20 protein-coding genes are annotated in these 21949 nt (G+C 73.5%); 15 read left to right on the top strand and 5 right to left on the bottom strand.

All coding sequences use genetic code 11. The annotated features are described in order from the left end of the window. Positions 1-117 precede the first annotated feature (117 nt). From CLV43_RS29335 to CLV43_RS29290, 11 genes are all read left to right on the top strand, one after another. Complete coding sequence (locus CLV43_RS29335; protein WP_106190998.1) at positions 118-519, top strand: DoxX family protein; 402 nt, start codon at positions 118-120, stop codon at positions 517-519. Positions 520-721: 202 nt separating this feature from the next. After that, positions 722-1561: a hypothetical protein gene (locus CLV43_RS29330; RefSeq protein WP_245887076.1), complete on the top strand. Its 840-nt coding sequence runs from the start codon at positions 722-724 to the stop codon at positions 1559-1561. Then, positions 1558-2517, top strand: coding sequence for a polysaccharide deacetylase family protein (locus CLV43_RS29325; RefSeq protein WP_106190997.1), 960 nt, complete (start codon positions 1558-1560; stop codon positions 2515-2517). The genes CLV43_RS29330 and CLV43_RS29325 overlap by 4 nt, the downstream gene beginning before the upstream one ends. Next, positions 2514-3731: an O-antigen ligase family protein gene (locus CLV43_RS29320; protein ID WP_106190995.1), complete on the top strand. Its 1218-nt coding sequence runs from the start codon at positions 2514-2516 to the stop codon at positions 3729-3731. Before CLV43_RS29325 ends, CLV43_RS29320 begins: the two co-directional genes overlap by 4 nt. Next, on the top strand, positions 3700-4761 hold the full coding sequence (locus CLV43_RS29315) for a glycosyltransferase (RefSeq protein ID WP_245887075.1): 1062 nt from the start codon (positions 3700-3702) through the stop codon (positions 4759-4761). The genes CLV43_RS29320 and CLV43_RS29315 overlap by 32 nt, the downstream gene beginning before the upstream one ends. Further along, the gene (locus tag CLV43_RS29310; protein ID WP_106190993.1) at positions 4758-5666 is read left to right on the top strand and encodes a YveK family protein; all 909 of its coding nucleotides are present in this window, start codon (positions 4758-4760) and stop codon (positions 5664-5666) included. Before CLV43_RS29315 ends, CLV43_RS29310 begins: the two co-directional genes overlap by 4 nt. Further along, positions 5663-5836 carry a hypothetical protein gene (locus CLV43_RS47975; RefSeq protein ID WP_170156062.1) on the top strand — a complete coding sequence of 58 codons (174 nt, stop codon included), beginning with the start codon at positions 5663-5665 and terminating at the stop codon, positions 5834-5836. Before CLV43_RS29310 ends, CLV43_RS47975 begins: the two co-directional genes overlap by 4 nt. 34 nt (positions 5837-5870) lie before the next feature. Continuing rightward, positions 5871-7130 carry a glycosyltransferase family 87 protein gene (locus tag CLV43_RS29305; RefSeq protein ID WP_245887074.1) on the top strand — a complete coding sequence of 420 codons (1260 nt, stop codon included), beginning with the start codon at positions 5871-5873 and terminating at the stop codon, positions 7128-7130. After that, the gene (locus CLV43_RS29300; protein WP_106190992.1) at positions 7127-8548 is read left to right on the top strand and encodes an oligosaccharide flippase family protein; all 1422 of its coding nucleotides are present in this window, start codon (positions 7127-7129) and stop codon (positions 8546-8548) included. The genes CLV43_RS29305 and CLV43_RS29300 overlap by 4 nt, the downstream gene beginning before the upstream one ends. Further along, on the top strand, positions 8545-9651 hold the full coding sequence (locus CLV43_RS29295) for a glycosyltransferase (RefSeq protein WP_106190990.1): 1107 nt from the start codon (positions 8545-8547) through the stop codon (positions 9649-9651). Before CLV43_RS29300 ends, CLV43_RS29295 begins: the two co-directional genes overlap by 4 nt. Further along, positions 9648-10742 carry a glycosyltransferase family 4 protein gene (locus tag CLV43_RS29290; RefSeq protein WP_106190988.1) on the top strand — a complete coding sequence of 365 codons (1095 nt, stop codon included), beginning with the start codon at positions 9648-9650 and terminating at the stop codon, positions 10740-10742. The genes CLV43_RS29295 and CLV43_RS29290 overlap by 4 nt, the downstream gene beginning before the upstream one ends. Positions 10743-10800: 58 nt before the next feature. Here CLV43_RS29290 and CLV43_RS29285 read toward each other — a convergent pair whose 3' ends face one another. Together CLV43_RS29285 and CLV43_RS29280 are read right to left on the bottom strand one after the other, a co-directional pair. Beyond that, entirely contained in the window at positions 10801-12003 is a 1203-nt protein-coding gene (locus CLV43_RS29285; protein ID WP_245887073.1) for a putative glycoside hydrolase family 15 protein, read from the bottom strand. Positions 12004-12047: 44 nt separating this feature from the next. After that, the gene (locus tag CLV43_RS29280; RefSeq protein WP_106190987.1) at positions 12048-13469 is read right to left on the bottom strand and encodes an exopolysaccharide biosynthesis polyprenyl glycosylphosphotransferase; all 1422 of its coding nucleotides are present in this window, start codon (positions 13467-13469) and stop codon (positions 12048-12050) included. Between the two features lie 418 nt (positions 13470-13887). Between CLV43_RS29280 and CLV43_RS29275 the strand changes: the two genes are divergently transcribed. Both CLV43_RS29275 and CLV43_RS29270 read left to right on the top strand, forming a co-directional pair. Next, positions 13888-14715 carry a glycosyltransferase gene (locus CLV43_RS29275; protein ID WP_245887072.1) on the top strand — a complete coding sequence of 276 codons (828 nt, stop codon included), beginning with the start codon at positions 13888-13890 and terminating at the stop codon, positions 14713-14715. Positions 14716-14719: 4 nt separating this feature from the next. Further along, positions 14720-16039, top strand: a complete 1320-nt coding sequence (locus tag CLV43_RS29270; RefSeq protein ID WP_106190983.1) for an FAD-dependent oxidoreductase — start codon at positions 14720-14722, stop codon at positions 16037-16039. A gap of 480 nt (positions 16040-16519) precedes the next feature. On the opposite strand, the gene wecB is transcribed toward CLV43_RS29270, so the two are convergent. Next, on the bottom strand, positions 16520-17608 hold the full coding sequence (gene wecB / locus CLV43_RS29265) for a non-hydrolyzing UDP-N-acetylglucosamine 2-epimerase (protein ID WP_106191397.1): 1089 nt from the start codon (positions 17606-17608) through the stop codon (positions 16520-16522). 185 nt (positions 17609-17793) lie between these two features. Between wecB and CLV43_RS29260 the strand changes: the two genes are divergently transcribed. Continuing rightward, positions 17794-18723 (top strand): lysyl oxidase family protein, encoded by a 930-nt coding sequence (locus CLV43_RS29260; RefSeq protein WP_106190982.1) that lies wholly within the window; start codon positions 17794-17796, stop codon positions 18721-18723. Between the two features lie 46 nt (positions 18724-18769). Here the strand turns inward: CLV43_RS29260 and CLV43_RS29255 are convergent, their stop codons facing one another. Both CLV43_RS29255 and CLV43_RS29250 read right to left on the bottom strand, forming a co-directional pair. Further along, a complete protein-coding gene (locus CLV43_RS29255) occupies positions 18770-19924 on the bottom strand; it encodes an NAD-dependent formate dehydrogenase (protein ID WP_106190980.1) in 1155 nt (384 codons plus the stop codon). Positions 19925-20025: 101 nt separating this feature from the next. Then, positions 20026-20949: a LysR family transcriptional regulator gene (locus tag CLV43_RS29250; protein ID WP_106190979.1), complete on the bottom strand. Its 924-nt coding sequence runs from the start codon at positions 20947-20949 to the stop codon at positions 20026-20028. A gap of 201 nt (positions 20950-21150) precedes the next feature. On the opposite strand from CLV43_RS29250, the gene CLV43_RS29245 reads away from it, so the two are divergent. Further along, positions 21151-21840 (top strand): SDR family NAD(P)-dependent oxidoreductase, encoded by a 690-nt coding sequence (locus CLV43_RS29245; RefSeq protein ID WP_106191396.1) that lies wholly within the window; start codon positions 21151-21153, stop codon positions 21838-21840. Positions 21841-21949: the final 109 nt, after the last annotated feature.

The following is a 21949-nucleotide window of genomic DNA, read 5'->3' as shown; positions in this document are numbered from 1 at the left end:
GGGCCCGCCCGACCGGCCGGTACCGGTCCGCGGACGAGTTTTTCGTCGGGCGCGATGAGTTTTCGCCACGGGCGCCGTCAACACAACAGCCAACCCCCACCGGAAGGGAAACACACCATGACCGCCACCTCGCTCCCCGCCGCCTCCAGCCGCTCCGCGCACATCGCCGTCGTCGTCGTGCGGGTGCTGGTGGGCGTGTTCTTCGTCGTCGCCTCGGCCGCCCCGAAGTTCTTCGGCCAGGCCGACGCCGTGCGGATCTTCACCGAGATCGGCGCGGGCCAGTGGTTCCGCTACCTCGTCGGCGCGCTGGAGCTCGCGGGCGGTGTCGGGCTGCTGGTCCCGAGACTGGTCGCGCCCGCCGCGGTCGGCCTGGTGGGGCTCATGATCGGCGCCGGGTACACGCAGGTCGTGGTCCTCGACGCGCCGGCACTGGTGACGGCGCCGGTGGTCCTCGGGGTCCTGTGCGGACTCGTCGCGTGGCACTACCGCGCGGGCCTGCGCACGGTCCTGTCCCGGTAGGACGGAAAACAGCTCGACCTTCCACGAACGAGTTACGCGATCACTCGTTCGTGGAAGCTGTCTGCGGTGACTTTCACGTTGTGTGGCAAGAAAAACGCAAACGTTGTCCTTCTACCGTGTTCGCGGTGCACGGCACGTACGCTCCCGCCCCGTTGGCTCGACGACTACCGGTCGAGCGGGGGGCGCCTCAGAGGAGTCGTGCGTGCTCGGTTGTTGGGAACTCGTCGCATCCGCCGTCCTGTACGCGATGGGCATCGTCGCCCAGAGCGTCGCCGCGCGCCGCGCCGAACACCGCCCCGGCGCGGACCTCGGGCTGATCGCCCGGCTGGCGACCGACCGCCTGTACCTGCTCGGGTTCACCGCCCAGGTCGGCGGGTTCGTCCTCGCCTTCCTCGCACGGGGCTCGCTGCCCCTCTACCTCGTGCAGGCCGGGTCGGCCTCGGCCATCGGCATCGCGACCGCGTTCGGCGTCCTCGTGCTCGGCTGGCGGGTCCGCCGGGTCGAGGTGGTCGTGCTCGTCCTGCTGGCCGTCGGCATGGTCCTGCTCGGCGGGGCCGCCGCGCCGTCGACCGCGCGCGACCTCACCCCGACGATGGTCGCCGCCCTGGTCGGGGTGCTCGTGCTGACCGCGCTGCTCGGGGTCAGGACGGGCAGGCCGAACGCCCTCGTGTCGGCCGCCGTGCCCGCGGGCGTCGCGTTCGCCGTGGTCGCCGTCGCGGGCCGGGCGCTCGCCGGGGGCGACCTGCTCGCGCTGCCGTGGCAGCCGCTGGCGTGGGTGCTGGTGTCGGCCGCGGTGCTCGGCCAGGCGCTGCTCGCGGGCGCGCTGCAACGCGGGTCGGCCACGTCGGCGATCGCCACGATGGACGCCACCTCGATGGTGCTCGCCTCGGTCGTCGGCATGGTCGCGATGGGCGACCGGGTCGCGCCTGGCCGCGAGTGGTGGGTGGTCGTCGGCCTCGCGCTGGTCGTGCTCGGCGTGCTCGCGCTGGGCAAGGCGCCCGCGGCCAGCCCGGCCGCCGCACCGGTCGAGGAGGCGGTGTGAGGCCGACCGCGAGCGTGTCGCTCGACCTGGACAACCTCTGGGCCTACCTCAAGACCCACGGCGACCAGGACTGGACCCGCTACCCGAGCTTCCTGCCCAGCGCCGTGCCGCGGCTGCTGGAGGTGTTCGGCGAGCAGCGCCTGACCACGACGGTGTTCGCGGTCGGCGCGGACGTCGAGCGCGAGGACGGCGCCAAGGCCGTCGCGGCGATCAGCGCGGCGGGCCACGAGGTCGCGAACCACTCGTGGGGCCACGAGCCGTGGCTGCACCGGTACTCGCCCGCCGAGCTGGAGTCCGAGCTGGTCCGCACCGAGGACGCCATCGTCGCCGCGGGCGCGCCCCGGCCCATCGGCTTCCGCGGCCCCGGCTACAGCGTCACGCCGGACCTGCTGGCGCTGCTCGTGGAACGCGGCTACTCCTACGACGCGAGCACGTGGCCGACCTGGATCGGGCCGCTGGCCAGGGCGTACCACAACCGGAGCGTCGCCGAGGGCGCCGAGTCCGACGAGCTGTTCGGCGGGTTCTCCCGAGTCCGCGCCCCGGTCGGCGCCTACCGGTGGCGGGTCGGTGCCTCGACGTCGCTGGTCGAGCTGCCGGTCACGACGATGCCGCTGCTGCGCACCCCGATCCACGCCTCCTACCTCCAGCAGCTCAACCAGGTGTCGCCGCGGCTGGCGCGCGGGTACTTCCGGACCGCGCTGCGGCTGTGCCGGGCCCGCGGCGTCGGCCCGTCGCTGCTGCTGCACCCGACCGACGTGCTGGACGCGACCGAGGCGCCGGGCATGGAGTTCTTCCCCGGCATGGCCGTGCCGAGCGCCCGCAAGACCGAGCTGCTGGGCTGGGTCCTCGGCGAGCTGCGCCGCCACTTCGACCTCGTGGGCACCGGCGAGCACGTGGCCCGCGTCCGCGCCGGGGGGCTGCGCCGCGAGCGCGACGCGCTGGAGACCCGCGGATGACGACGCTGGTGGCGGCGCGGCGCGACCTGCGGCTCCCGGAGCGGTCGCTGTGCGCCTTCGCGTGCGCGACCGTCGCGCTGGCGCCGGTCGAGGGGTACCTGCTGGCCGTGCACGGCCAGCTCGCGAAGCTGGCGCCCGCGCTGCTGGCGGTCACCTGGGTGGCCGTCCGGGTCCGCGACCGCGTGCCGCCCCGGCCGCACCCGGTGCACGGCGTGCTCGCGCTGTTCGCCGTCGTCGTGCTGGTGTCCGCCGCGGTGCACGCGGGCGAGCCGTACGCGCTGGAGTACACCCAGCGCTGGCTGCCGTTCCTGGTGGTCACCGCGATCCTGGTCGACGTCGCCGCCCGCGAGGTGCCGATCCGGTCCCTGCTGGTGTCGGCCGTCGCCGGGGCCGCCGTCGCGGGCGGCGGGGCGCTGTACAGCCTGATCGCCGAAGGCGAGTCGCGGGCCAGCGGGCCGCTGGACGACCCCAACGACCTGGCCCACGTGCTGGTCGCCGCGCTGCCGCTGGTGGTGCCGATCGTGGCCGCGCGGCGCGGGCCCGTGTCCGTGCTCGCGCTGCTCGCGGGCGGGGTCCTGGTGGCCGGTGCCGCCGCGACCTTCTCCCGCGGCGGCGGGCTCGCGCTCACCGCGGCCGTCGCGCTCCTGGTGCTGCGCAAGGTGTTGCCGCTGCGGGTGCTGGCCGCAGCGTGCGGCGTGCTGGCCGTGCTCGCGCTCGGCGGCGCGGTGGTCGCCGAGCAGGAGCTGGCGAAGGCGTTGCAGGAGAAGAGCTTCATCGCCTCGACCAATGTGGACACCCGCGAGCTGCGCTGGCAGGCCGCCGCCCGCATCCTCACCGAGCACCCGCTGCTCGGCGTCGGACCCGGTGGGTTCCGGCAGGAGTACGCGGGCGCGTCGCACAACGCCGAGGTCGACGAGCAGACCCCGGTGGCGCACGACATGTACCTGGAGGTCGCGGCCGAGCTGGGCCTGCCCGGCCTCCTGCTGTTCGCCGGGCTGATCGGCACCGCCGTCGTGGCGGGCGAACGCGCCCTGCGCCGCGGCGCCGACCGGCACCAGGTGGTCGCGGTGCAGGCGAGCCTGCTCGCCGTCGTGGTCGCGTCGACGTTCCTGTCCGAGCAGTACTACCTGCCGCTGTGGCTGATGATCGCGGTCGCCTGCGCGGCCGACATACGAACCGGGAGTGGGAGTGCGCGTCCTGCACGTGATCAGTGAGATGGGCACGGGCGGCGCGGAAGCGCTCGTCGCGGGCATGACCATGGCGGGCCGGGACTTCGGCTGGGACTCCGCCGTCGCCAGCGGCGGCGGCCACCGCGCCGACGCCCTGCGGGTGCCGCACTTCGCCGTGCCGCCCGCCCGGCGCAGCGCGACCGGCGTCGTGCGCGCCGCACTCGCGACCAAGAGCGCCTACCGCGAGTTCCGGCCGGACGTCGTGGTGGCGCACAACGTCGGCGCGTCCGCGGTCGCCCGGCTCGCGATGCTGCCGCTGCGCCGGGTGCCGGTGCTGACCGTGTTCCACGGCGTCTCCTCGACCGACTACACCAAGGCGGCCAAGGTGCTGCGCCGCACGTCCGACTCGGTCGTGACGGTCGCCGCGGCCACCGCCGACCGGCTGTGCGAGGCCGGGCTGAGCAAGCCCGCGGTGATCCGCAACGCCGCGTTCCCGCAGACCCCGCGCGTCGACCGGTACACCGTGCGGGCCGCGCTCGGCGTGCCCGACGACGTGCCGGTCGCGCTGTGCCTGGCCAGGATGGAACCGCAGAAGCGCCACGACGTGCTGCTGGACGCCTGGGCCATGGTGGGCCGCGACGCCGTGCTGTGGCTCGCGGGCGACGGCAGCCTGCGGCCCGCGCTGGAGCGCCGCGCCCACGAGCTGGGGCTCGACGGCCGGGTCCGCTTCCTGGGCAACCGGTCGGACGTGGCCGACCTGCTCACCGCCGCCGACGTCACCGTGCTCACCAGCGACTGGGAGGGCATGCCGATCGCCGTGCTCGAGTCGCTGGCCGCCGGACGTCCGGTGGTCGCCACCGACGTCGACGGCGTGCGGGAGGCGCTGACCGACGGCGGTGGTGTGGTGGTGCCTCGCGGGGAACCGCGGGCCGTCGCCGACGCCCTGCGCGCACTGCTTTCCGATGCCGACATCCGCGCCACCGTCGCCGTGGCCGGGACCGAACACGACGGGCAGACCCTGATGAAGTCCTACGACGAGCTCCTGCGCACGATGGTGGACGGGGGCCGACGGTGAACCGGCGCCTGGTCGAATGCCTGCTGGCCGCTCTCGGCGTCGGCGCGCTGGTGCTGGTGGTCGGCCTGCTGCGGCCCGTCGAGTACCAGGGCCGGGTCGGGCTGCTGGCCGAACCCGCCGCCGCCGTCCAGGACACCGGGTCGACCGCCCAGTACGGCGAGGTCGTCTCGCTCGCCCTGCCCGCGCTGGTCGAGCTGTCCCGCAGCCCCTCGGTGCTCCAGTCCGCCGCGGGCGGGTCCGGCTACTCGGCCGTCGACCTGGCCAAGCACGTGTCCGTGGAGCTGGTCCCGGCTTCCGGGCTCGCCCGGCTGTCCGTGCGCGCCGGGTCCGCCGACCAGGCGGGCGCCACGGCGTCCGCGATCGCGCGCAGCCTCGTCGACGCGGGGCTGCTGGCCCCGGTCGGGAAGCTGCGGATCCTCGACGAGCGCCCGGACGTCGTGCAGGTCGCACCGGACCGCCTCCTGTCCACCGGGCTGGCACTGGCCGCGGCGGTCATGGCCGGGGTGGCCATGGCGGTCGTCCGGCAGCTGCTCACCTCCCGTGGGCACGACGCCGTCCGCAAGGCGCTGACCGCCGCGGGAACCCGCCACCCGGTCCTCACCGCGAACGCCGACGACCCCGAGCTGGCCGACCGCCTCGCGGTGCTGTGCCGGGCCTCCGGGCGGCCCGCCCGCGTCGTGGCCGCCGCGCCGGACCTCGTGGAGCGGGCCGAGGAGCTGTCCGACCGGCTGGTGCTGCTCACCCACCCGGCGCGGGTCCTGGTGCCCGACCACGGCGACCAGCCCGAGCCCCCGGTGGGCGACGCGGTGGTCGCGGTGACCCACCGCGGCTCCGGCGACGACCTGACCGCCGCCGTCGGCGTGCTGCCCGCGTCCGCCGTGCTCGTCGCGGTGGTGCTCGCATGACCTCCCGCCGCGGGCCCGCGTTCGCCGCCGCCGTGGGGGACTGGGCGGCCGTGTCGAGCCGCGTGGTCCGCCCCGCGACCGCCCCCGCACCACCCGCCGACGAGCCTGGTCCCGTTGTCCCGCAAAGTGAGGGCACGCCCGAGGAGCCCGACGGGGCGGTGTGCGCATGAGGCCGGGCGCGTCCTGGGCCGACGGGGGTGCCGCATGATGCTGCGCGAGCTCCGCAGGCCCGGCTCCGCCGTGGCGGTCGGCACGGCGCTGCTCGCCGCCGCCGGGCTGGTCAGCGCCTGGTGGGCGTTGCGGCCGTCGTGGCAGGTTCCCCTGCCGACGCTGGAGAACCGGCCCGAGGTGCGGTTGCAGGACTTCCGCGACGCGACCTACTTCCCGTTGCGGGAGTTCCTCGCGGGCGGCAACCCCTACGACCCGGCGGTGATGTTCGCGCACTGGCCGGTGCGGCAGGACTTCAACCTCTACCAGCCCTACCACCTCGTGCTGCACCTGCCGTTCGCGCTGGTGGACTACCGGGTCGGCGCGGTCGCGTTCGTGCTGACCTCGTTGCTGCTGCTGGTGCTGCTGTCGCTGATGGCGGCGAACGCGGTGCGCCGGGTGGTCCCACTCCCACTGGCGCTGGGCACGGCCGGGATCGCCGCCGCACTGGTGACGAGCCAGATCGGCAAGGCGCAGCTGTACCTCGGGCAGGTGAACCCGCTGCTGGCGGTGGGCGCGGCGGGTGCGCTGGCGGCCCGCGACCGGCATCCGCGGTGGGCCGCCGTCGGCTTGGCGGTGGCGTGGCTGAAGCCGCAGTTCGGGCTGCCGCTGGCGGTGCTGCTGCTCGCCCGCGGGTCGCGGCGGGTGGCGTTGGCCGGGACCGCGATCGCGGCCGTGGCGAGCCTGCCGGTGGTGGTGCTGCTCGTGGTGCGCGGCGGCGGGATCGGCGCGTTCGTCGACGTGGTCGCGGCGAACCTGGCGCACGCCACCAGCACGGACTACGGCGCGGTGGACTCGCCGACCGCGCAGCGGATCGACGTCCCGGCGGTGCTGTTCCGCGTCACCGGGTGGCTGCCGCCGGGGGCGGAAGCGCTTGCGCTGGTGGGTGTCCTGGCCGCGAGCGCGGTGCTGGCGCGACGGTTGGACCGCACCGGCGAGGCGGCCGTGGCGGACCTGCTGACCTGCCTGGCCGTGGTGGTCTGCGTGGTCCACCAGCCCGGTGACGTGCTGGTCGCCGTGCCCGCGATGGCCGTGCTGGCCGCCGTGTGGTGGCGCCGCCGTCGTGAACCGGGGTGGCGCCTGGCCGGGTTCTCGTTGCTGGCGTTGGCCTTCCCGTTCGCGCACCTGTACGTGGTGGACTCGGCGATCACGTCGGTGTTCGGGTCGCGGGTGGCGGTCACCGCGGACGGGGTCGCGGTCATCGCGGCCTGGGTGCTGCTCGTGGTGTTCGCCGTCCGCAGGCGGGGTGATCCGTGACGCGCGGCCTCGCGGTGCGCGGGTCGCTCTGGCTCGGCGCGGTGAACCTGGTCAGCAAGAGCAGCCAGATGGCCGTCACGCTGGTGCTGGCGGCGTTGCTGACCCAGGGCGAGCTGGGCCTGGTGGCGCTGGCCGTGGCCGTGGTCAACCTCGGCCAGGTCGTGCAGTCCATCGGCGTCTACGACGTGATCAGCCGCACCGAGCACGACCCGCGCCGGATGGCGGGCACGGTGCTGACGATGAGCGTCGGCGTCGGCGTGCTGCTGGCCGCCGTCCTGGTGCTGGCTGCCACGCCGATCACCGTCCTGCTCGGCGCCCCGGACGCGGCGCCGCTGGTGCGGCTCGCGGCGCTCAGCCTGCCGTTCTCGGCGGCGGGCGGCGTGCAGATGGGGCTGATGCACCGGGACCTGGACTTCCGCCGCCGGATGCTGCCCGACGCGGGCGGCGCGGTGCTCGGCGCCGCGGTGACCGTCGTGCTCGCCCTGCGCGGCGCCGGACCGTTCGCGCTGGTGGTCGGCCTGTTGTGCACGGCCGTCGCGCAACCGGTCCTCGGAGCGCTCGCCGGCGGGGCCGTGCGGCCCACCTGGCATCGCGACGTCGCCACCGAGGCGCTGCGCTGGATCTCCGTCGTGGGCCCCGCCGCCGTCGTGGCGGCACTCGTGGTGAACGTCGACTACCTGGCCGTCGGGCACGTGCTCGGCCCGGACGCGGTCGGCGTCTACTCGCTGGCTTACCGGATCGCGTGGGTGCCCTACATCATGGTCGGCGTCGTGCTCGGCGCCGTCGCGTTCCCCTTGTGCGCCAAGCTGGTCCGCGAAGGCCGTCGGGCCGAGCTGGCCGCCGCGACGGGCCGGTTCACCCGCGCCGTCCTGGTGGTCACCGGCGGGCTGTACCTGGCGGTCGCGGTGGTCGGCGACCGCGTCGTGGTGCTGGGCGCGCGCTGGGCCCCCGCCGCCGCGCCGCTGGTGCTGCTGTGCGGCTACGGGCTCGGCATCAGCGTGCTGCACATCTGGTACCAGGCCGTGAAGGCGACCGGCCACGCCGGGCTGTACCTGGCGCTGGAGTGCGCCCACCTCGTGCTGATCGCGATCGCGCTGGTCGTGGCGACCGGGCACGGCGTGGCCGCCGTCGCGGGCGCCCAGCTCGCGGTCGTGTGCGTGCTGGTGCCGGTGACCTGGTCGCTGCTGCACAGGCTCGGGGTCGCGCCCGCCGTTGGCGGGATGGCCGCCCGTGTGCTGGCCGCCGCGCTGGTAGCGGTCGTCCCCGCTGTGCTCCTCGACCGGCTTGGGGTCTTCGGACCGGTCGACTCCCTGGTCGGCGCGCTCGCCGAGGGGGTCGTCCTGCTGCTCGGTTACGGCGTCGGCACGCTCCTCGTGCACCGCGCCGCACTCGACGAACTGCGCGGAGGTCTGCGGTGAGGGTCGTGCACGTGACGCAGCCGGTCGAGGCCGGAGTCGCGGCGGTGGTGCTGGAGCTGGCGCTCGCCCAACGGGCCCGCGGCTGGTCCGTCGTCCTGGTGTGCCCGCCCACCGGGTGGCTCGCCGACCGGGCCCGCGGCCTCGGCCTCGACGTGCGCGGCTGGCGCGCGACCCGCCAGCCAGGACCGTGGCTGGTGAAGGAAGCCCTGTCGCTGCACCGGATCCTGACCCGGCTCACCCCGGACGTGGTGCACCTGCACAGCTCCAAGGCCGGGCTGGTCGGCAGGCTCGCGGTGCGCGGCCGGATCCCCACGGTGTTCCAGCCGCACCTCTGGTCGTTCCAGACCGCGCGCGGCGCCCTCGGCCGGGTCAGCGCGGCCTGGGAGCGGCACGCGTCGCGGTGGACGGACCTGGTGGTGTGCGTGAGCGACGACGAGCTGGCCACCGGCCGCGCGGCGGGCGTGACGGCGGACGCCGAGGTGGTGTGCAACGGCGTGGACACCGAACGGCTGCGCCCCGGCGACCGGGCGGCCGCCCGCCGCGGGCTCGGACTGGGGCAGGACGGGCCGCTCGCGGTGTGCGTGGGCAGGCTGGCCTCGCTCAAGGGCCAGGACCAGCTGCTGACGGCGTGGCCCGAGGTCCTGTCGCGGGTGCCCGGCGCCCGGCTCGTGCTGGTCGGCGACGGCCCGGACGGGCACCGCTGGCGGGCCGAGCACCCGGTGTCCGACCACGCTTCCGTGCGGTGGTGGGGGCACAGCGACGACCCGGCCCCGTTCTACACCGCCGCCGACGTCGTCGTGCTCCCGTCCCGCGCCGAGGGCATGGCGCTGGTGCCGCTGGAGGCGATGGCGTCGGGCCGGACCGTCGTGGCGTTCGACGTCGGCGGCGTGCGGCAGAGCGTCGGGGACGCGGGCGCGGTCGTGCCCGCGGGCGACGTCGGCGCGCTCGCCGCCGCCGTCGCCCACCGGTTGGCGGATCCCGGACTCGCCACGACCGAGGGGTGGCGCGGCAGGCGGCGCGCCGAGGCCCTCTTCGACCGGGGCCGGATGGCCGACCAGGTCGCCGCGCTCGTCGACAAGCTCGCCAGGGGACGGATGACATGAGTGGACGGCTGCGCGTCGCTTACCTGCTGACCCAGGACCGGGGCGGACCGGTGGACGTGACGGTCCGGCTGGCCGCGACGCTGATCGAGTCGGGGCTGGCCGACGTCAGGGTCTTCGGCCCGGCACCCGCGCGCGGCGCCGGGCTGCTCGCCGGGCACCACGAGGAGATCTCGGTGCCCCGCAAGGGGGACGTGGTCGCGGGCAGGCGCACGCGCGGGGTCGTGCGGGCGTGGCGGCCCGACGTCGTGCACGCCCAGGACCGCCGGGCGGGACTGGTCAGCACCGGGCTGCGGTCGTCCGCGGTCGTGCACACCTACCACGGCGTCCCCGACGACGTCGGCGAACCGTGGTTCCGCGGCATCCCCGGCGCCACCCCGCCCTCGGCCTACACCCGTGCCGTGCTCACCGCCGACGCGCTGGTCGCGCGGACCGTGCACCGCACGATCGTGCCCGCTCCCGCGATGGGGAGGTTCCTGGCCGACCGGCTGCGGGTGCCCGCGAAACGCCTGGCGCAGATCGACAACTGCGTCGCGACGACGGACGTGCGGCTGCCGTCCGGACCGGTGCGGCACCTGGCGTTCGTCGGGCTCCTGGTGGCGCGCAAGGGAGTCCTGGACCTGTTGACGGCGTTGGCCATGCCGGGGGTGATGCCCGCCGACGGGCGGCTGTCCGTGATCGGTGACGGCCCGCAGCGCGAGGCGGCGGAGCGGCTGGCCGGGCAGCCCGCGCTGGCGGGCAAGGTGGAGTTCCTCGGCTTCCGCGACGACGTGCCGGACCTGCTGCTGGCCTGCGACGCGCTGGTGCTGCCGTCGAGCATGGAGCAGCAGCCGCTGGTCGTGGCGGAGGCGATGGCGGCCGGGAAACCCGTGGTGGCGACCGACACCGGGGGAGTGGCGGACATGGTGGGCGCCTCCGGGTACCTGTCGCAGCCCGGTGACGTCCCCGGTCTGGCCGACCGGCTGCGGACGCTGTTCGCGAACCCCGACCCGGCCGGGACGGGGCAGGAGCTGGCCACGCGGGCACGGGCCCGGTTCACGCCGGAGGCCTGCGCCCGCAAGCACCTGGAGCTCTACGAGGAGCTGCTGGCGTAGCGGTCGCGGGTGGGTAATCCGGCGGACCGGACTACCCCTCTGCGGACCGGGAACGCCGTTACGGCTTGGGTTTCACCAGGACCACGCCGTCGGCGGCGGCCAGGTCGAGGGGAGCCGTGACGGGTCTGCCCTCGATGGTGACCAGGCCTTCGGGGGCGGTGACCTTCAGGACGCCCCCGGTCGGGTTGACCGCGACCCAGCCGTTGGTGAACTGGCGGGTCCACATGCCGTCCGAGCGGCGGTTGGCGGTCTCGATCGCCTCGCCGAGCCCGGATCCCTGCAACGGCGACCACTCCGGGTTGAGGTAGTCGTCCGTGGTGGCCGGGGTCCAGCAGGTGCGGGGGCCCGCCAGCAGCGCGGCGCTGGCGTAGCCCGCCCGGTCCTCGCGGGCCTCCCTCGTGCGGGTCACCAGCAGCAGCATCGACTCGCCGAGCGCGGCCTGGGCGCGCAGCTCGTTGAACTCGTTGCCGCGGAAGGTGAGCAGGCCGCCGTTGCCGCCGTCGTCGCGGAAGCCGAAGTTCTCCTCCATGGCGCCGCCGAACCGCGAGTGCGCGGTCCAGCGGCCGGGTGTCAGGTGCGTCTCGGACACGTTGGGGACGAACAGCTTCCCGGCCTTGGCCAGCGCCTCGCCGGTCACCCCGAGGAAGTCGTCGAGCCCGTCGCGCAGCAGCCGGTCGGTGGCCTTGACGTCCGCGGTGCCCTTGAGCACGGCGGGGGAGTAGTGGCTCAGCGAGTTGAAGTCGTTGTCCGCCAGCACCCCGTCCCAGCCCTCGCGGGTCACCTCGGCGGTCACGGCCTTCGTCCACGCCATCTGGTAGGCCTTGTCCCACACCGCCATCTGCCAGTGCTTCGGGTACCCGGACCACTCGATGCGCTTGCCCGCGGTGTCCAGCGCGAACCACTCGGGGTGCTCGCGCTGCGAGGTGTTGTAGCCCAGCCCGGACGGCAGGTAGGACGCGTCCTGGTCGCCGTTCACCGCGCCGGGGTAGTTGCGGGTGCTGGAGAGGTCCTTGTACACCAGCACCTTGATCTTCGGGTTCAGCTGGTGCAGCTGCCGCATGGCCGCGGTCTCCATGGCGTTGAGCACCACCACGTCGTACCGGGTCGCCGCGAGCCGGATGTCCCTGGCCGTCGGGCTGTCCCCGATCCCGTACCACCACGCGCACGGCGCGGTGGCCTTCGGCGGCGGCCCGTAGTCGTCCTGCGCGGCCGAGCTGAACGCGCACGCCTGCGCGGACATGAGCGCGGCGACCGTGGCCACCCCGGTGACCGCCCGCCTGGTCCGGGAGGCGCCACCGCATCGGGCTACCGTTGTTCGCGACATACCAATTCACCCACCGTCAGCACTAGGATCTTCAGGTCCAGCCACAACGACCAGTTGGCGATGTAGTAGTTGTCGTACCGGGACCGGTCGGCGATCGAGGTGTCGCCGCGCAGCCCGTGCACCTGCGCCAGCCCGGTCAGGCCCGCGGGCACCCGGTGCCGCGCCCAGTACAGCTCGTGGATCGCCGAGAACTCCCGCACGAACACCGGCCGCTCCGGCCGCGGTCCGACGATCGACATGTCGCCGCGCACGATGTTCCACAGCTGCGGCAGCTCGTCGAGCGAGGTGCGGCGCAGGAACCGGCCGACCGGGCCGACCCTGGCGTCACCGCGCACCGACCAGCGCGTCTGCGAGTCGTCCGCGCCGCCCGGCCGGACGCTGCGGATCTTGTAGATGCGGAACTTGCGGCCGTCCAGCCCGATCCGGACCTGGCGGAAGATCACGGGGCGGCCGCTCTCCACGAGCACCGCCACGGCGCAGAGCCCGATCACCGGTGCGAGCACGGCGAGCGCGACGGCGGCCAGCAGGACGTCGACCACGCGCTTGACCCACCAGCTGGGCCTGCTCGTCGGGGCGGTGCCAAGGCGCATCAGCGGGTAGCTGCGCAGCCGTTCGACGTCGTGGTTGTCCTGGTACAGCTCGAGCATCCGCGGCACGACCAGCGTCGTGCAGCCCAGTCGGTGCGCCGTGATCGCCGCGTCGACGGCCGAGGTGTCGCGGGTGTCGGAGAACGCGAGGATGACGGTGCCGACGCCGAGCCGGGTGATGGCCTCGCCCAGCTCCTCCTCGACCAGCGGCACCGGCAGGTCGTCCCGGTCGAGCACGGGCTCGGAGTCGATGAACCCGACCGGCCGCAGCCCGAACTGCGGGTGCTCGACCATGGTGTGCACCAGGTCGGCGCCCACCTTGCCCGCGCCGACGACGAGCGTGCGGTCGCAGCGGCCGAACCGGCGGCGCCCCCAGCGCCCGAGCCAGAAGGCGGTGAACCGGGCGGGCTCGCCGCACGCGGTGAAGACGAGCACGAGCTGCTGCAGGGCGGTCGACACCGCCGCGGGCTGCCCGGTGAGCAGTGTCCAGCAGGTGAGCAGTGCGAACGCGGTCGCGGTCGCGCCGAGCGAGCGCGGCACGTCCTGGAGCCAGGACAGCCACAGCCTCCTGCGGTAGACCCGGCTGCTCGACCGGACGACCAGCAGCAGGGTGCCCGCGACCAGCGCCGCTCCCCAGCCCGGCGCAGTCCGCACCGCCCCCGCGACGAGCGCCGCGAGGTCCACGGCGACCAGCGCCACGGTGACCGCGTTCACCCGCGCCGACAAGGGCCGCGCGGGCGACCCGCTTTCCGGTTTGCGGGCCAACCGGTTCTTCGGGAGATCGGGGGACACGACGGCCGAAACCAGTTCAGTCATCGAAATTCACCCTTTCGTGGGAACTCCACACCGCACTCCAGTGCGGTCTACTCGGTCTCCGCGGCGGCAGCCACGCCGCGCCATGCCACATCCCGAACGACTTCCTCTCCGCATTCGGCTCGGCGGCTGTCCCGAACAGCCGTTCCCTTGCCAGCACAGGACACCCGATGGAGTTCACCCGGTAGGTACTATCGAGCGTCCTCGACCGGGAAAACGGCAAACTCATCGGCAACAATCACGCTTCCGGATGACAAAAAACCCTCCTTCGAGTGACGGGTGTTTGAGCGTCCTGTGGTCTGGTTACGACGCTCGCCGTCACCAGGTTAAAGAAAACACGGAACGTAGCCGAATATGACTCACGACGCGGGCGGGCAATTCCGCCCCGCCGTCCGATTGGCGAACAATGGTGAGGGGCACTGTGGCACTCGAAGAGGCCGAGGTGCGGATCAGACCGGTGTCGGTCGTTCCGCTGGCGGGCAGCGCGACGCTGACCGCCGGGAGGGCGCACGTCGTGCTGCCCGCGTACAACGAGGAGGGCTCGCTGCCGCCGCTGCTGGGCAGGCTCGCGGCGCTCTCGCTGGCGGGCGGGCTGACCGTCTGGGTCGTCGACGACGGCTCGCGCGACGCCACCGCGGCCACCGCCGAGCGCGGTGTCGAGGGGCTCGACGTCCGGCTCGTGCGCCACCCGGTCAACCTCGGCCTCGGCCGCGCGGTCCAGTCCGGCCTGCGCGCCGCCCTGGAGGACGCGGGCACCGACGACGTGGTCGTCGTCATGGACGCCGACGACACCCACGACCCCGGCCTCATCCCGCTGCTGCAGCAGGAGATCGCCGCGGGCGCCGACGTCGTGATCTGCTCGCGGTTCGTCGACGGCGGCGACGACACGACGGCCCCGTTCGGCCGCCGGATGCTCTCGCGCGGCGCGGGCGCCCTGTTCCGCCACACCCTCGACGTCGAGGGCGTCCGCGACTTCACCAGCGGCTTCCGCGCCTACCGCGCGAGCCTGCTGCGCCGCGCCGCCGACCACTGGGGCGAGCGGCTCGTCGAGGAGCAGGGCTTCGCCTGCATGGTCGAGCTGCTGCTCAAGCTGCGGCACTGCGACCCGGTGATCGCCGAGATCCCCCTGCCGCTGCGCTACGACCGCAAGCAGGGCGCCAGCAAGCTGCGGCTGCGGCGCACGGTCGGCCAGTACGTGAAGCTGCTCGCGCGCGACCGGCTCAGCCCCGCGCCCTTCCGGAAGCTGTGACACCGTGACGAACGAGACCCGCCACGTCGTGGTCGTCGGCGGCGGCATCTGCGGCCTCGCCGTCGCGCACCGCCTCTCCCGCTCCGGTACCCGCGTGACCCTGCTTGAGGCGAGCGACCAGCTCGGCGGCCTGGGGACGTTCTTCCCCACCGGCGACCGCTGGGTGGAGCGCTTCTACCACTGCGTCATGCCCACCGACGACGCCCTGCTGTCCTTGTTGGACGAGCTCGGCCTGCGCGACGACGTCCGCTGGCGCTCCACGTCGATGGGCATGGTCGTCGACGGCACCCACTACCGCTTCAACTCCGCCCTCGACCTGCTCCGCTTCAAGCCCCTGCGACTGCGCGACCGCGTCCGCTTCGGCGTGGTGTCCGTGCTGCTGCGCAGGCTGGGCAAGGGCAAGGACCTCGACAACCTGCGCACCGAGGACTGGCTGCGCAAGCTCTACGGCGACGTCATCTGGACCCAGCTCTTCGCCCCCATGTTCGGCTCCAAGTTCGGTGCCGCCTTCGGCGACGTGCCCGCGCTGTACCTGTGGCAGCGGCTGGGGCGCGAGAGCAACGTGGCCACCCGCGGGTACCCCGCCGGTGGGTACAAGTCCGTCATCGACGCGCTGCAGGGGTCGATCGAGGGTGCCGGCGGTGTCGTGCGCACGTCCTCGCCCGTGGTCGGGTTGCGCAGCGGACCGACCCGTTCCTCCGTGACCCTGGCCGGTGGCGAGGTGCTGGAGGCGGACCAGGTCGTGTCGACCGTGCCGCTGCCGCTGCTGCGCGGCGTGGCGGACGCCGACCTGGCGGACCGGCTGCCGGTGCTGTCGTTGTCCTACCAGGGCGTGGTGACGGCGCTGTTCTTCCTGCGGCGACCGCTGTCCGGCAACTACTGGGCGCCCGTGCTGCGGTCGGGCACCGAGTTCGACGGCGTGATCGAGATGTCCGCGTTGGCGGGGACCGAGGTGTACGGCGGACGGCACCTGGTCTACGTGATGCGGTACACGGATCGGGCGTCGGAGCTGTACGGGGAGGAGGCGGAGGTGATCGCCTCGCGGTGGACCGGGGAGCTGCTGGAGCTGTACCGGGGGGTCGGGGTCACGGCCGCGGACGTGGACGAGGTGCGGGTGTTCAAGGCGCCGTTCGTGGAACCTGTTTACCCGTTGGGGTTCCGGGAGAGCCGGCCAGGGGTGGAGGTCGGGGGGACGTCGGTGTTGTTGGCGACGACCGCGCACGTGTACCCGGATGTGACCAGTTGGAATTCGAGTGTGGGGTTGGCGGAGTCGGTGGCGGGGAAGGTTTTGGCGGCCGGGGTGGGGGTGGGGGTTTCGGCTTGAGGGGGTTCGGTGGCCGGGAGTTGTCGGACCTGGTGAGTACCTTGTGCGTTGGGGGGGCTTCGCGGGTGGGGGACCCTTGGGTGGGTGTGGGGTGAGGGGTTCCACCCCGGCTCGCCGAGTGTTCTATGCCCACTCCCGCTTGTCAAGACGGTGAAGCTGTCTTGACAAGCGGGAGTGGGCATAGAGATGGCTTCTCGTCGGGGTGGGTGGGGGGGGTGTGGGTGGGGAGGGCATCCGACGCTCCGCGACGGACAGGGCATCCTCGCTGCGCGTCGGACCAGGCATCCTTGCTGCGCTGCGGACAGGGCCCCAGGCGCTCCGCGCCGGATGCGCGCTGGCGGCTTCGCCATCGTTGTTCTGTGGTCGCGGTGGTTTGTGGTTGGCGGCCAGTGCCGTGTTGTGCTGTGGTTTTGCGCCGTCGGTGCGTGTTTTTCTTGAGGTGGCTTGTGCTTGTGTTGCTGTTGCTGTTGCTGCTTGGGGTTACGGCGCGGCTAGCGCGGGGGCGTGGGCGACTAGGCGTTCTACTGCCATGGCGATGAGCTTCGAGGTGGAGTTGTCGCCGTAGGGTGAGGGGATGCGGGCCAGTCGGGTGCGGTGGCCGGGGATGTCGTGGAGCCAGTGCAGCACCTCGGCGTGCAGGCGGTCCGGGGTCACGAGGGTGCCGAAGGTGCCTTCGATCTCCGGGCGCTCGGTGCTCCGGCGCACGACCACGACCGGTCGCTTGAGGACGCTGACCTCCTCCTGGATGCCGCCGGAGTCGGACACCACGACGGCCGCGCCCCTGGCCAGGGCCAGGAACGCCGGGTAGGCCTGCGGTTCGACGACGGTCAGCCCGGCGAGCACGTGCCCGAGGCCGAACTCGGCGATCCGCTTGGCCGTGCGCGGGTGCAGCGGGAGCACGACGGGCAGGGGGAGCCGGGCGAGCTCGCGCAGGACGGTCTCGAGGTTCGACCGGTCGTCGACGTTCTCCGGGCGGTGGATCGTCGCGACCGCGTACCCGTCGACGGCCAGCCCGTGCCGGTCCAGCACGGCCTGCTGCTCGTCGGAGTCGGGCAGCGCGGCGTCCAGCGCCTCGACGACGGTGTTGCCGGTGAGCGCGATCCGTTCCGCCGCAACGCCTTCCGCCAGCAGGTTGCGCCGGTTGAGCTCGGTGGGCACGCAGCACAGGTCGGCGATGTGGTCGATCATCACCCGGTTGTGCTCCTCGGGCATCGCCCGGTCGTGGCTGCGCAGCCCGGCCTCGACGTGCACGAGCGGAACGCCGTTCGCGTTGGCGGCCAACGCCCCCGCCAGCGCCGACGTGGTGTCGCCCTGCACCAGCACGGCGCCGGCGCCGAACGCCCGCAGCACCTCGTCGACCACCCGGACCGCCTGCGACAGCTGGGCTCCCCGGCCGACCCCGCCGACGGCGAACTCGTGGAAGCGGCCGGGTTCCGGGAGGTCGTCGAGGATCTGGGAGTACATCGACCGGTCGTAGTGCTGTCCGGTGTAGACCAGCGCCGCGTCCTGGCCGAAGTGCCGGAGCAGCGGAGCGAGCTTGATCAGCTCGGGCCGTGTCCCGCACACCATGGTGATCACTCGGTGTTTTCCCTTCGCCCCAACGTCGAACCGCCACGCTACTGACGAGGGCACCCCGAACCCGCATACCTCAGCCCATCGGGTGAACGACCGCGTTCGCGTGCAAGGCGTGGACGGGGTGCTCTCTAGGGTTGGTGGGCAAGGGATCGAAGACAACCGGGAATGGGACGTTCAGCGTGTTGAGAAAGTACGGGGCGCTGGCAGGCGTCGTCATGGCCGCCGCGTTCGCCGTGGCCGCGCCGCGCGCGGGCGCCGAGGCCTCGCCGATGCTGCCGGACCTGCGCCAGGGCCCGGTGGGGTGCCTCGGCGGGTACGGCGGCAACCCGGTGAGGTGCGAGGACTGGGACGTGTGCATGGTCGCGGACCCCGCGGCGCCGCGCGGCGAGTGCCTGAGGTCCGGTCCGGCCAAGGCGGTCCGGATCCGGTTCACCAGTTCGGTGGACAACATCGGCGACGGCCCGCTGCTGCTGTTCGGCCGCCGCGAGAGCGCGGACGAGCCGACCATGCGGGTGCGCCAGGCCTTCCAGTCCGGTGTGGACGGTCCGATCCCGGACGGCTACGCCACCGCCCAGCGCGCGACGACGGCGTTCGCCTACTACGAGCCCGCGCAGTCGCACGAGCACTGGCACCTCATGGGGTTCGAGCGCTTCCAGCTGCGGACGCCGGCGGGCGACGAGCTGGCCACGGACCGCAAGAACGGCTTCTGCCTCGGTGACCGCTACGCGACCCACGACGTCGGCAGGCTGCCCTACACCCCGCAGGACGGCACGGCCGCGGGCCGGGTCGCGGACCTGCTGGACGGCAACATGTGCGGGCACCACGCCCCGGAGGCGCTGGACGTCGTCGAGGGCGTCTCGGTCGGCTCCGGCGACGACTACCAGTACAAAGTGGACTTCCAGTGGCTCGACATCACGCACGTCCCGTCCGGGGTCTACGACCTGGTGCACACCGCGAACCCCGACCGGACGCTGCTGGAGAAGGACTACGGCAACAACTCCTCGTCGGTGTCGATCTCCATCAAGTGGATCGACGAGGTCGGCCCGCTGGCGGTGCCACCGAGGGTCCAGCTCCTGCGCAGCTGCCCCGGCCGAGCGCGCTGCTCCTGACGACCGGTGCCGCGGGGAGCGCGCGACCGCGCTCCCCGCGCCCCGGTCAGCTGGAGTAGGAGTGCGCCCCGGTGCCCGCGAGCTTCCCGCCGTCGACGATCAGGTACTCGTCGCGGATCGGCTCGCCGTCGAGGAAGTCCTCCAGGATCTCGCGGGTGCCCGCCGCGTACCGGGTCTGCGCGGACAGCGAGGACCCGGAGATGTGCGGGGTCATGCCGTGGTGCGGCATGGTCCGCCACGGGTGGTCGGCGGGCGCGGGCTGCGGGAACCAGACGTCGCCCGCGTACCCGGCGAGGTGCCCGGACTCCAGCGCCCGCACCACGGCGTCGCGGTCGACGATCTTGCCGCGCGCGGTGTTGACCAGGTAGGCGCCGCGCTTCATGCGGCCGAGCAGCGCCTCGTCGAACAGGCCCTCGGTCTCCGGGTGCAGCGGCGCGTTGATCGTGACGACGTCGCAGTGCGGCACCATCGAGGCGGCGTCCGGGTGGAAGGTCAGGCCGAGCTCGCGCTCGACGTCCTCGGGCAGCCGGTGCCGGTCGGTGTAGTGCAGGTGCACGTCGAACGGCTTGAGCCTGCGCAGGATCCCGAGCCCGATGCGCCCCGCGGCGACCGTGCCGACGTGCATGCCCTCGACGTCGTAGGAGCGGGCGACGGCGTCGGCGATGTTCCACCCGCCGTCCAGGACGATCCGGTGCGCGGGCAGGTAGTCGCGCACCAGCGACAGGATCATCATCACCGCGTGCTCGGCGACGCTGACGCTGTTGCAGTAGGTCACCTCGGCGACCGTGATGCCGCGCTTGATGGCGGCGGCGAGGTCGACGTGGTCCGACCCGATGCCCGCCGTGACGGCGAGCTTGAGGTTCGGCGCCTTCGCGATCCGCTCGGCGGTCAGGTAGGCGGGCCAGAACGGTTGGGAGATCACGACGTCCGCGTCGACCAGCTCGCGCTCGAACTCCGAGTCCGGGCCGTCCTTGTCCGAGGTGACGACGAGCGTGTGGCCGCGGCCCTCCAGGAACGCGCGCAGGCCCAGCTCGCCGGTGACGCTGCCGAGCAGCGCGCCGGGCGTGAAGTCGATCGCCTTGGGGGTCGGCAGCGCCTGGCCGCCGGGGTAGGTCTCGATCAGCGGGAGGTCGTCGCGGGCGTAGGTCTTCGGGTAGCCGTCGGTCGGGTCGTCGTAGAGCACGCACAGCACCTTCGCCATGGGAGGACTCCTCTTCCGCGCTGATCTGGTGCCCATCACGCTGCTCCGGTGACCCGGCGTGGTCAAAGCGTTCCTCCCTGTCACCTGATAGGCGACGGCTATCAGCCCGCGTGCTCGTCGACCAGCCGCGCCAACACGGCCCGCACGTCGACCTGCCGGGCGACCTCCACCAACGCCTTCGCCAACACCGACTCCGGGTTCCGACGCGCGGTGACCAGCCCGATCCGCGGCGCCTGCGGCGCCCCTTGCAGGCGCAGCGCCCGCATCCCCGCGGGCACGCCGAACATGTGCAGCCACGCGTGCGACACCACGCTGTACCAGTTCCGCGTGGCCACGTGCGCGTAGAGCGCCGCCACCGAGTCGGTCTCGATCGCCGGCGTCACCGTCGCCCCGGCCGCCGCGAACACCTCGTCGAGGATCCGCCGATTCCGCATCTCCTGCGACAACAGGCACAACGGCACCGCGGCGGCCTGCTCCCACGTGGCACCACCCTGCCGTGCGAGCGCGCTGTCGTCCGGCGCCAGCAACAGGTACTGCTCCTCGTACACCGGCAGCCGCCGCACCCGCCCCAGCTCCTCCCCGTCCAGGTAGGTCAGCGCCACGTCGAGCTCGAACTCCGCCAGCCCGTGCGCGATCTCCCGCGAGGACAGCGACTGCATCGACACACGAGCATGCGGATGTCGCTGGCAGAACGGCGCCGTCAGCAGCGACGCGGCGGTCAGCGCGGTCGGGATGGCGGCGATCCGCAACGTCCCGGTCAGGCCCTGCCGCATCGCCGCCAGGTCGTCCACGAGACCGTCGCGCTCGGCCAGGATCCGGTGCGCCCACAGCAGCACCCGCTCGCCCTCCGGCGTCAGCCCGTCGAACCGCCTGCCCCGGTTGACCAGCGGCGCGTCCAGCTCGCGCTCCAGGGTCCTGATCGCCCCGGACAGCGACGGCTGCGAGACGTGGCACGCCTGTGCGGCCCGCCCGAAGTGGCGTTCGCGGGCGAGCGCGACGAGGTATTCGAGCTGGCGCAGCAGCATCGCCGAAGTATCGTCGGGAGACGCCCCCTCCGTCGATGCCGGTGCGCCGACCCCGCCGTCGGCCGAGCGGCGGAGGTCGACACCCGCGGGGCCTCCGTTGTTCCCGCCACGGCTGTGAGGTGTGCGACCGCCAGGATCCGGGACGGCTCGGCAGGCCGGTCACTACGCTGCGAAAGCAGTCGATCTTGAGGGGTGAACGGGATGTCGAACGTCGTCGTCATCGGTGGAACGGCCGGACTCGGTCGCGAGCTGGCCGCCCACTACGCCGGGCTGGGCCACTCGGTCGTGCTGTCCGGGCGTGACGCCGAACGCGCCGAGAAGGTCGCCGCGGAGGTGGGTGGGCGGACGCGGGGCATCGCCCTCGACCTCACCCGCCCGCACGAGCTGGTGGACGCGCTGGCCGACCTCGGGCAGGTGGACCGGCTGGTCCTGGTCGCCATCGAGCGCGACCTCAACACGATCGGCGAGTACGACGTGGCCAAGGCCGTCGGCCTGGTGACGCTGAAGCTGGTCGGCTACACGACCGTCGTGCACGCGCTGGCGGGCCGGTTCACCCCGGAGTCGTCCGTGCTGCTCTACGGCGGGATGGCCAAGGACCGGCCCTACCCCGGCTCCACGAACACCACCATCGTCAACGCGGGCGTGGTGGGCATGGTCAAGACCATGCTCCACGAGCTGAAGCCCGTGCGGGTCAACGCGATCCACCCCGGCGCGGTCGGCGACAGCCCGTTCTGGAAGGACAAGCACGGCGCGCTCGACGCCGCGCGCGCCCAGACGCCGACCGGCAGGCTGGTCACCATGGCCGAGGTCGTCGAGGCGTCCGTCCTGCTGCTGGAGAACCGCGCCCTCAACGGGGTCGACCTCGTCGTGGACGGCGGCCTCACCGCCTGAGACCCGCGGGTGACGGGGGCGGCCCGACCGGCCGCCCACCGCCGCCGAAGCGCGGAACGGGCTGGGCTGGACGCCGAGGCCGGGCGGCGACCGCGGAGGGTCGCGGGCG

The organism is Umezawaea tangerina, from assembly GCF_003002815.1.
Lineage (GTDB): Bacteria > Actinomycetota > Actinomycetes > Mycobacteriales > Pseudonocardiaceae > Umezawaea > Umezawaea tangerina.
Note: the sequence above shows the minus strand (reverse complement) of the source record. Positions and strands in the feature narration are given on the sequence as shown.

Bases quoted from the DNA above. Each gene is read 5' to 3' on its own strand.
- CLV43_RS29335 (WP_106190998.1), top strand. From the start codon at position 118: ATGACCGCCACCTCGCTCCCCGCCGCCTCCAGCCGCTCCGCGCACATC.
- CLV43_RS29320 (WP_106190995.1), top strand. From the start codon at position 2,514: ATGACGACGCTGGTGGCGGCGCGGCGCGACCTGCGGCTCCCGGAGCGG.
- CLV43_RS47975 (WP_170156062.1), top strand. From the start codon at position 5,663: ATGACCTCCCGCCGCGGGCCCGCGTTCGCCGCCGCCGTGGGGGACTGG.
- CLV43_RS29305 (WP_245887074.1), top strand. From the start codon at position 5,871: ATGATGCTGCGCGAGCTCCGCAGGCCCGGCTCCGCCGTGGCGGTCGGC.
- CLV43_RS29290 (WP_106190988.1), top strand. From the start codon at position 9,648: ATGAGTGGACGGCTGCGCGTCGCTTACCTGCTGACCCAGGACCGGGGC.
- CLV43_RS29280 (WP_106190987.1), bottom strand. From the start codon at position 13,469: ATGACTGAACTGGTTTCGGCCGTCGTGTCCCCCGATCTCCCGAAGAAC.
- wecB (WP_106191397.1), bottom strand. From the start codon at position 17,608: ATGGTGTGCGGGACACGGCCCGAGCTGATCAAGCTCGCTCCGCTGCTC.
- CLV43_RS29255 (WP_106190980.1), bottom strand. From the start codon at position 19,924: ATGGCGAAGGTGCTGTGCGTGCTCTACGACGACCCGACCGACGGCTAC.
- CLV43_RS29250 (WP_106190979.1), bottom strand. From the start codon at position 20,949: ATGCTGCTGCGCCAGCTCGAATACCTCGTCGCGCTCGCCCGCGAACGC.
- CLV43_RS29245 (WP_106191396.1), top strand. From the start codon at position 21,151: ATGTCGAACGTCGTCGTCATCGGTGGAACGGCCGGACTCGGTCGCGAG.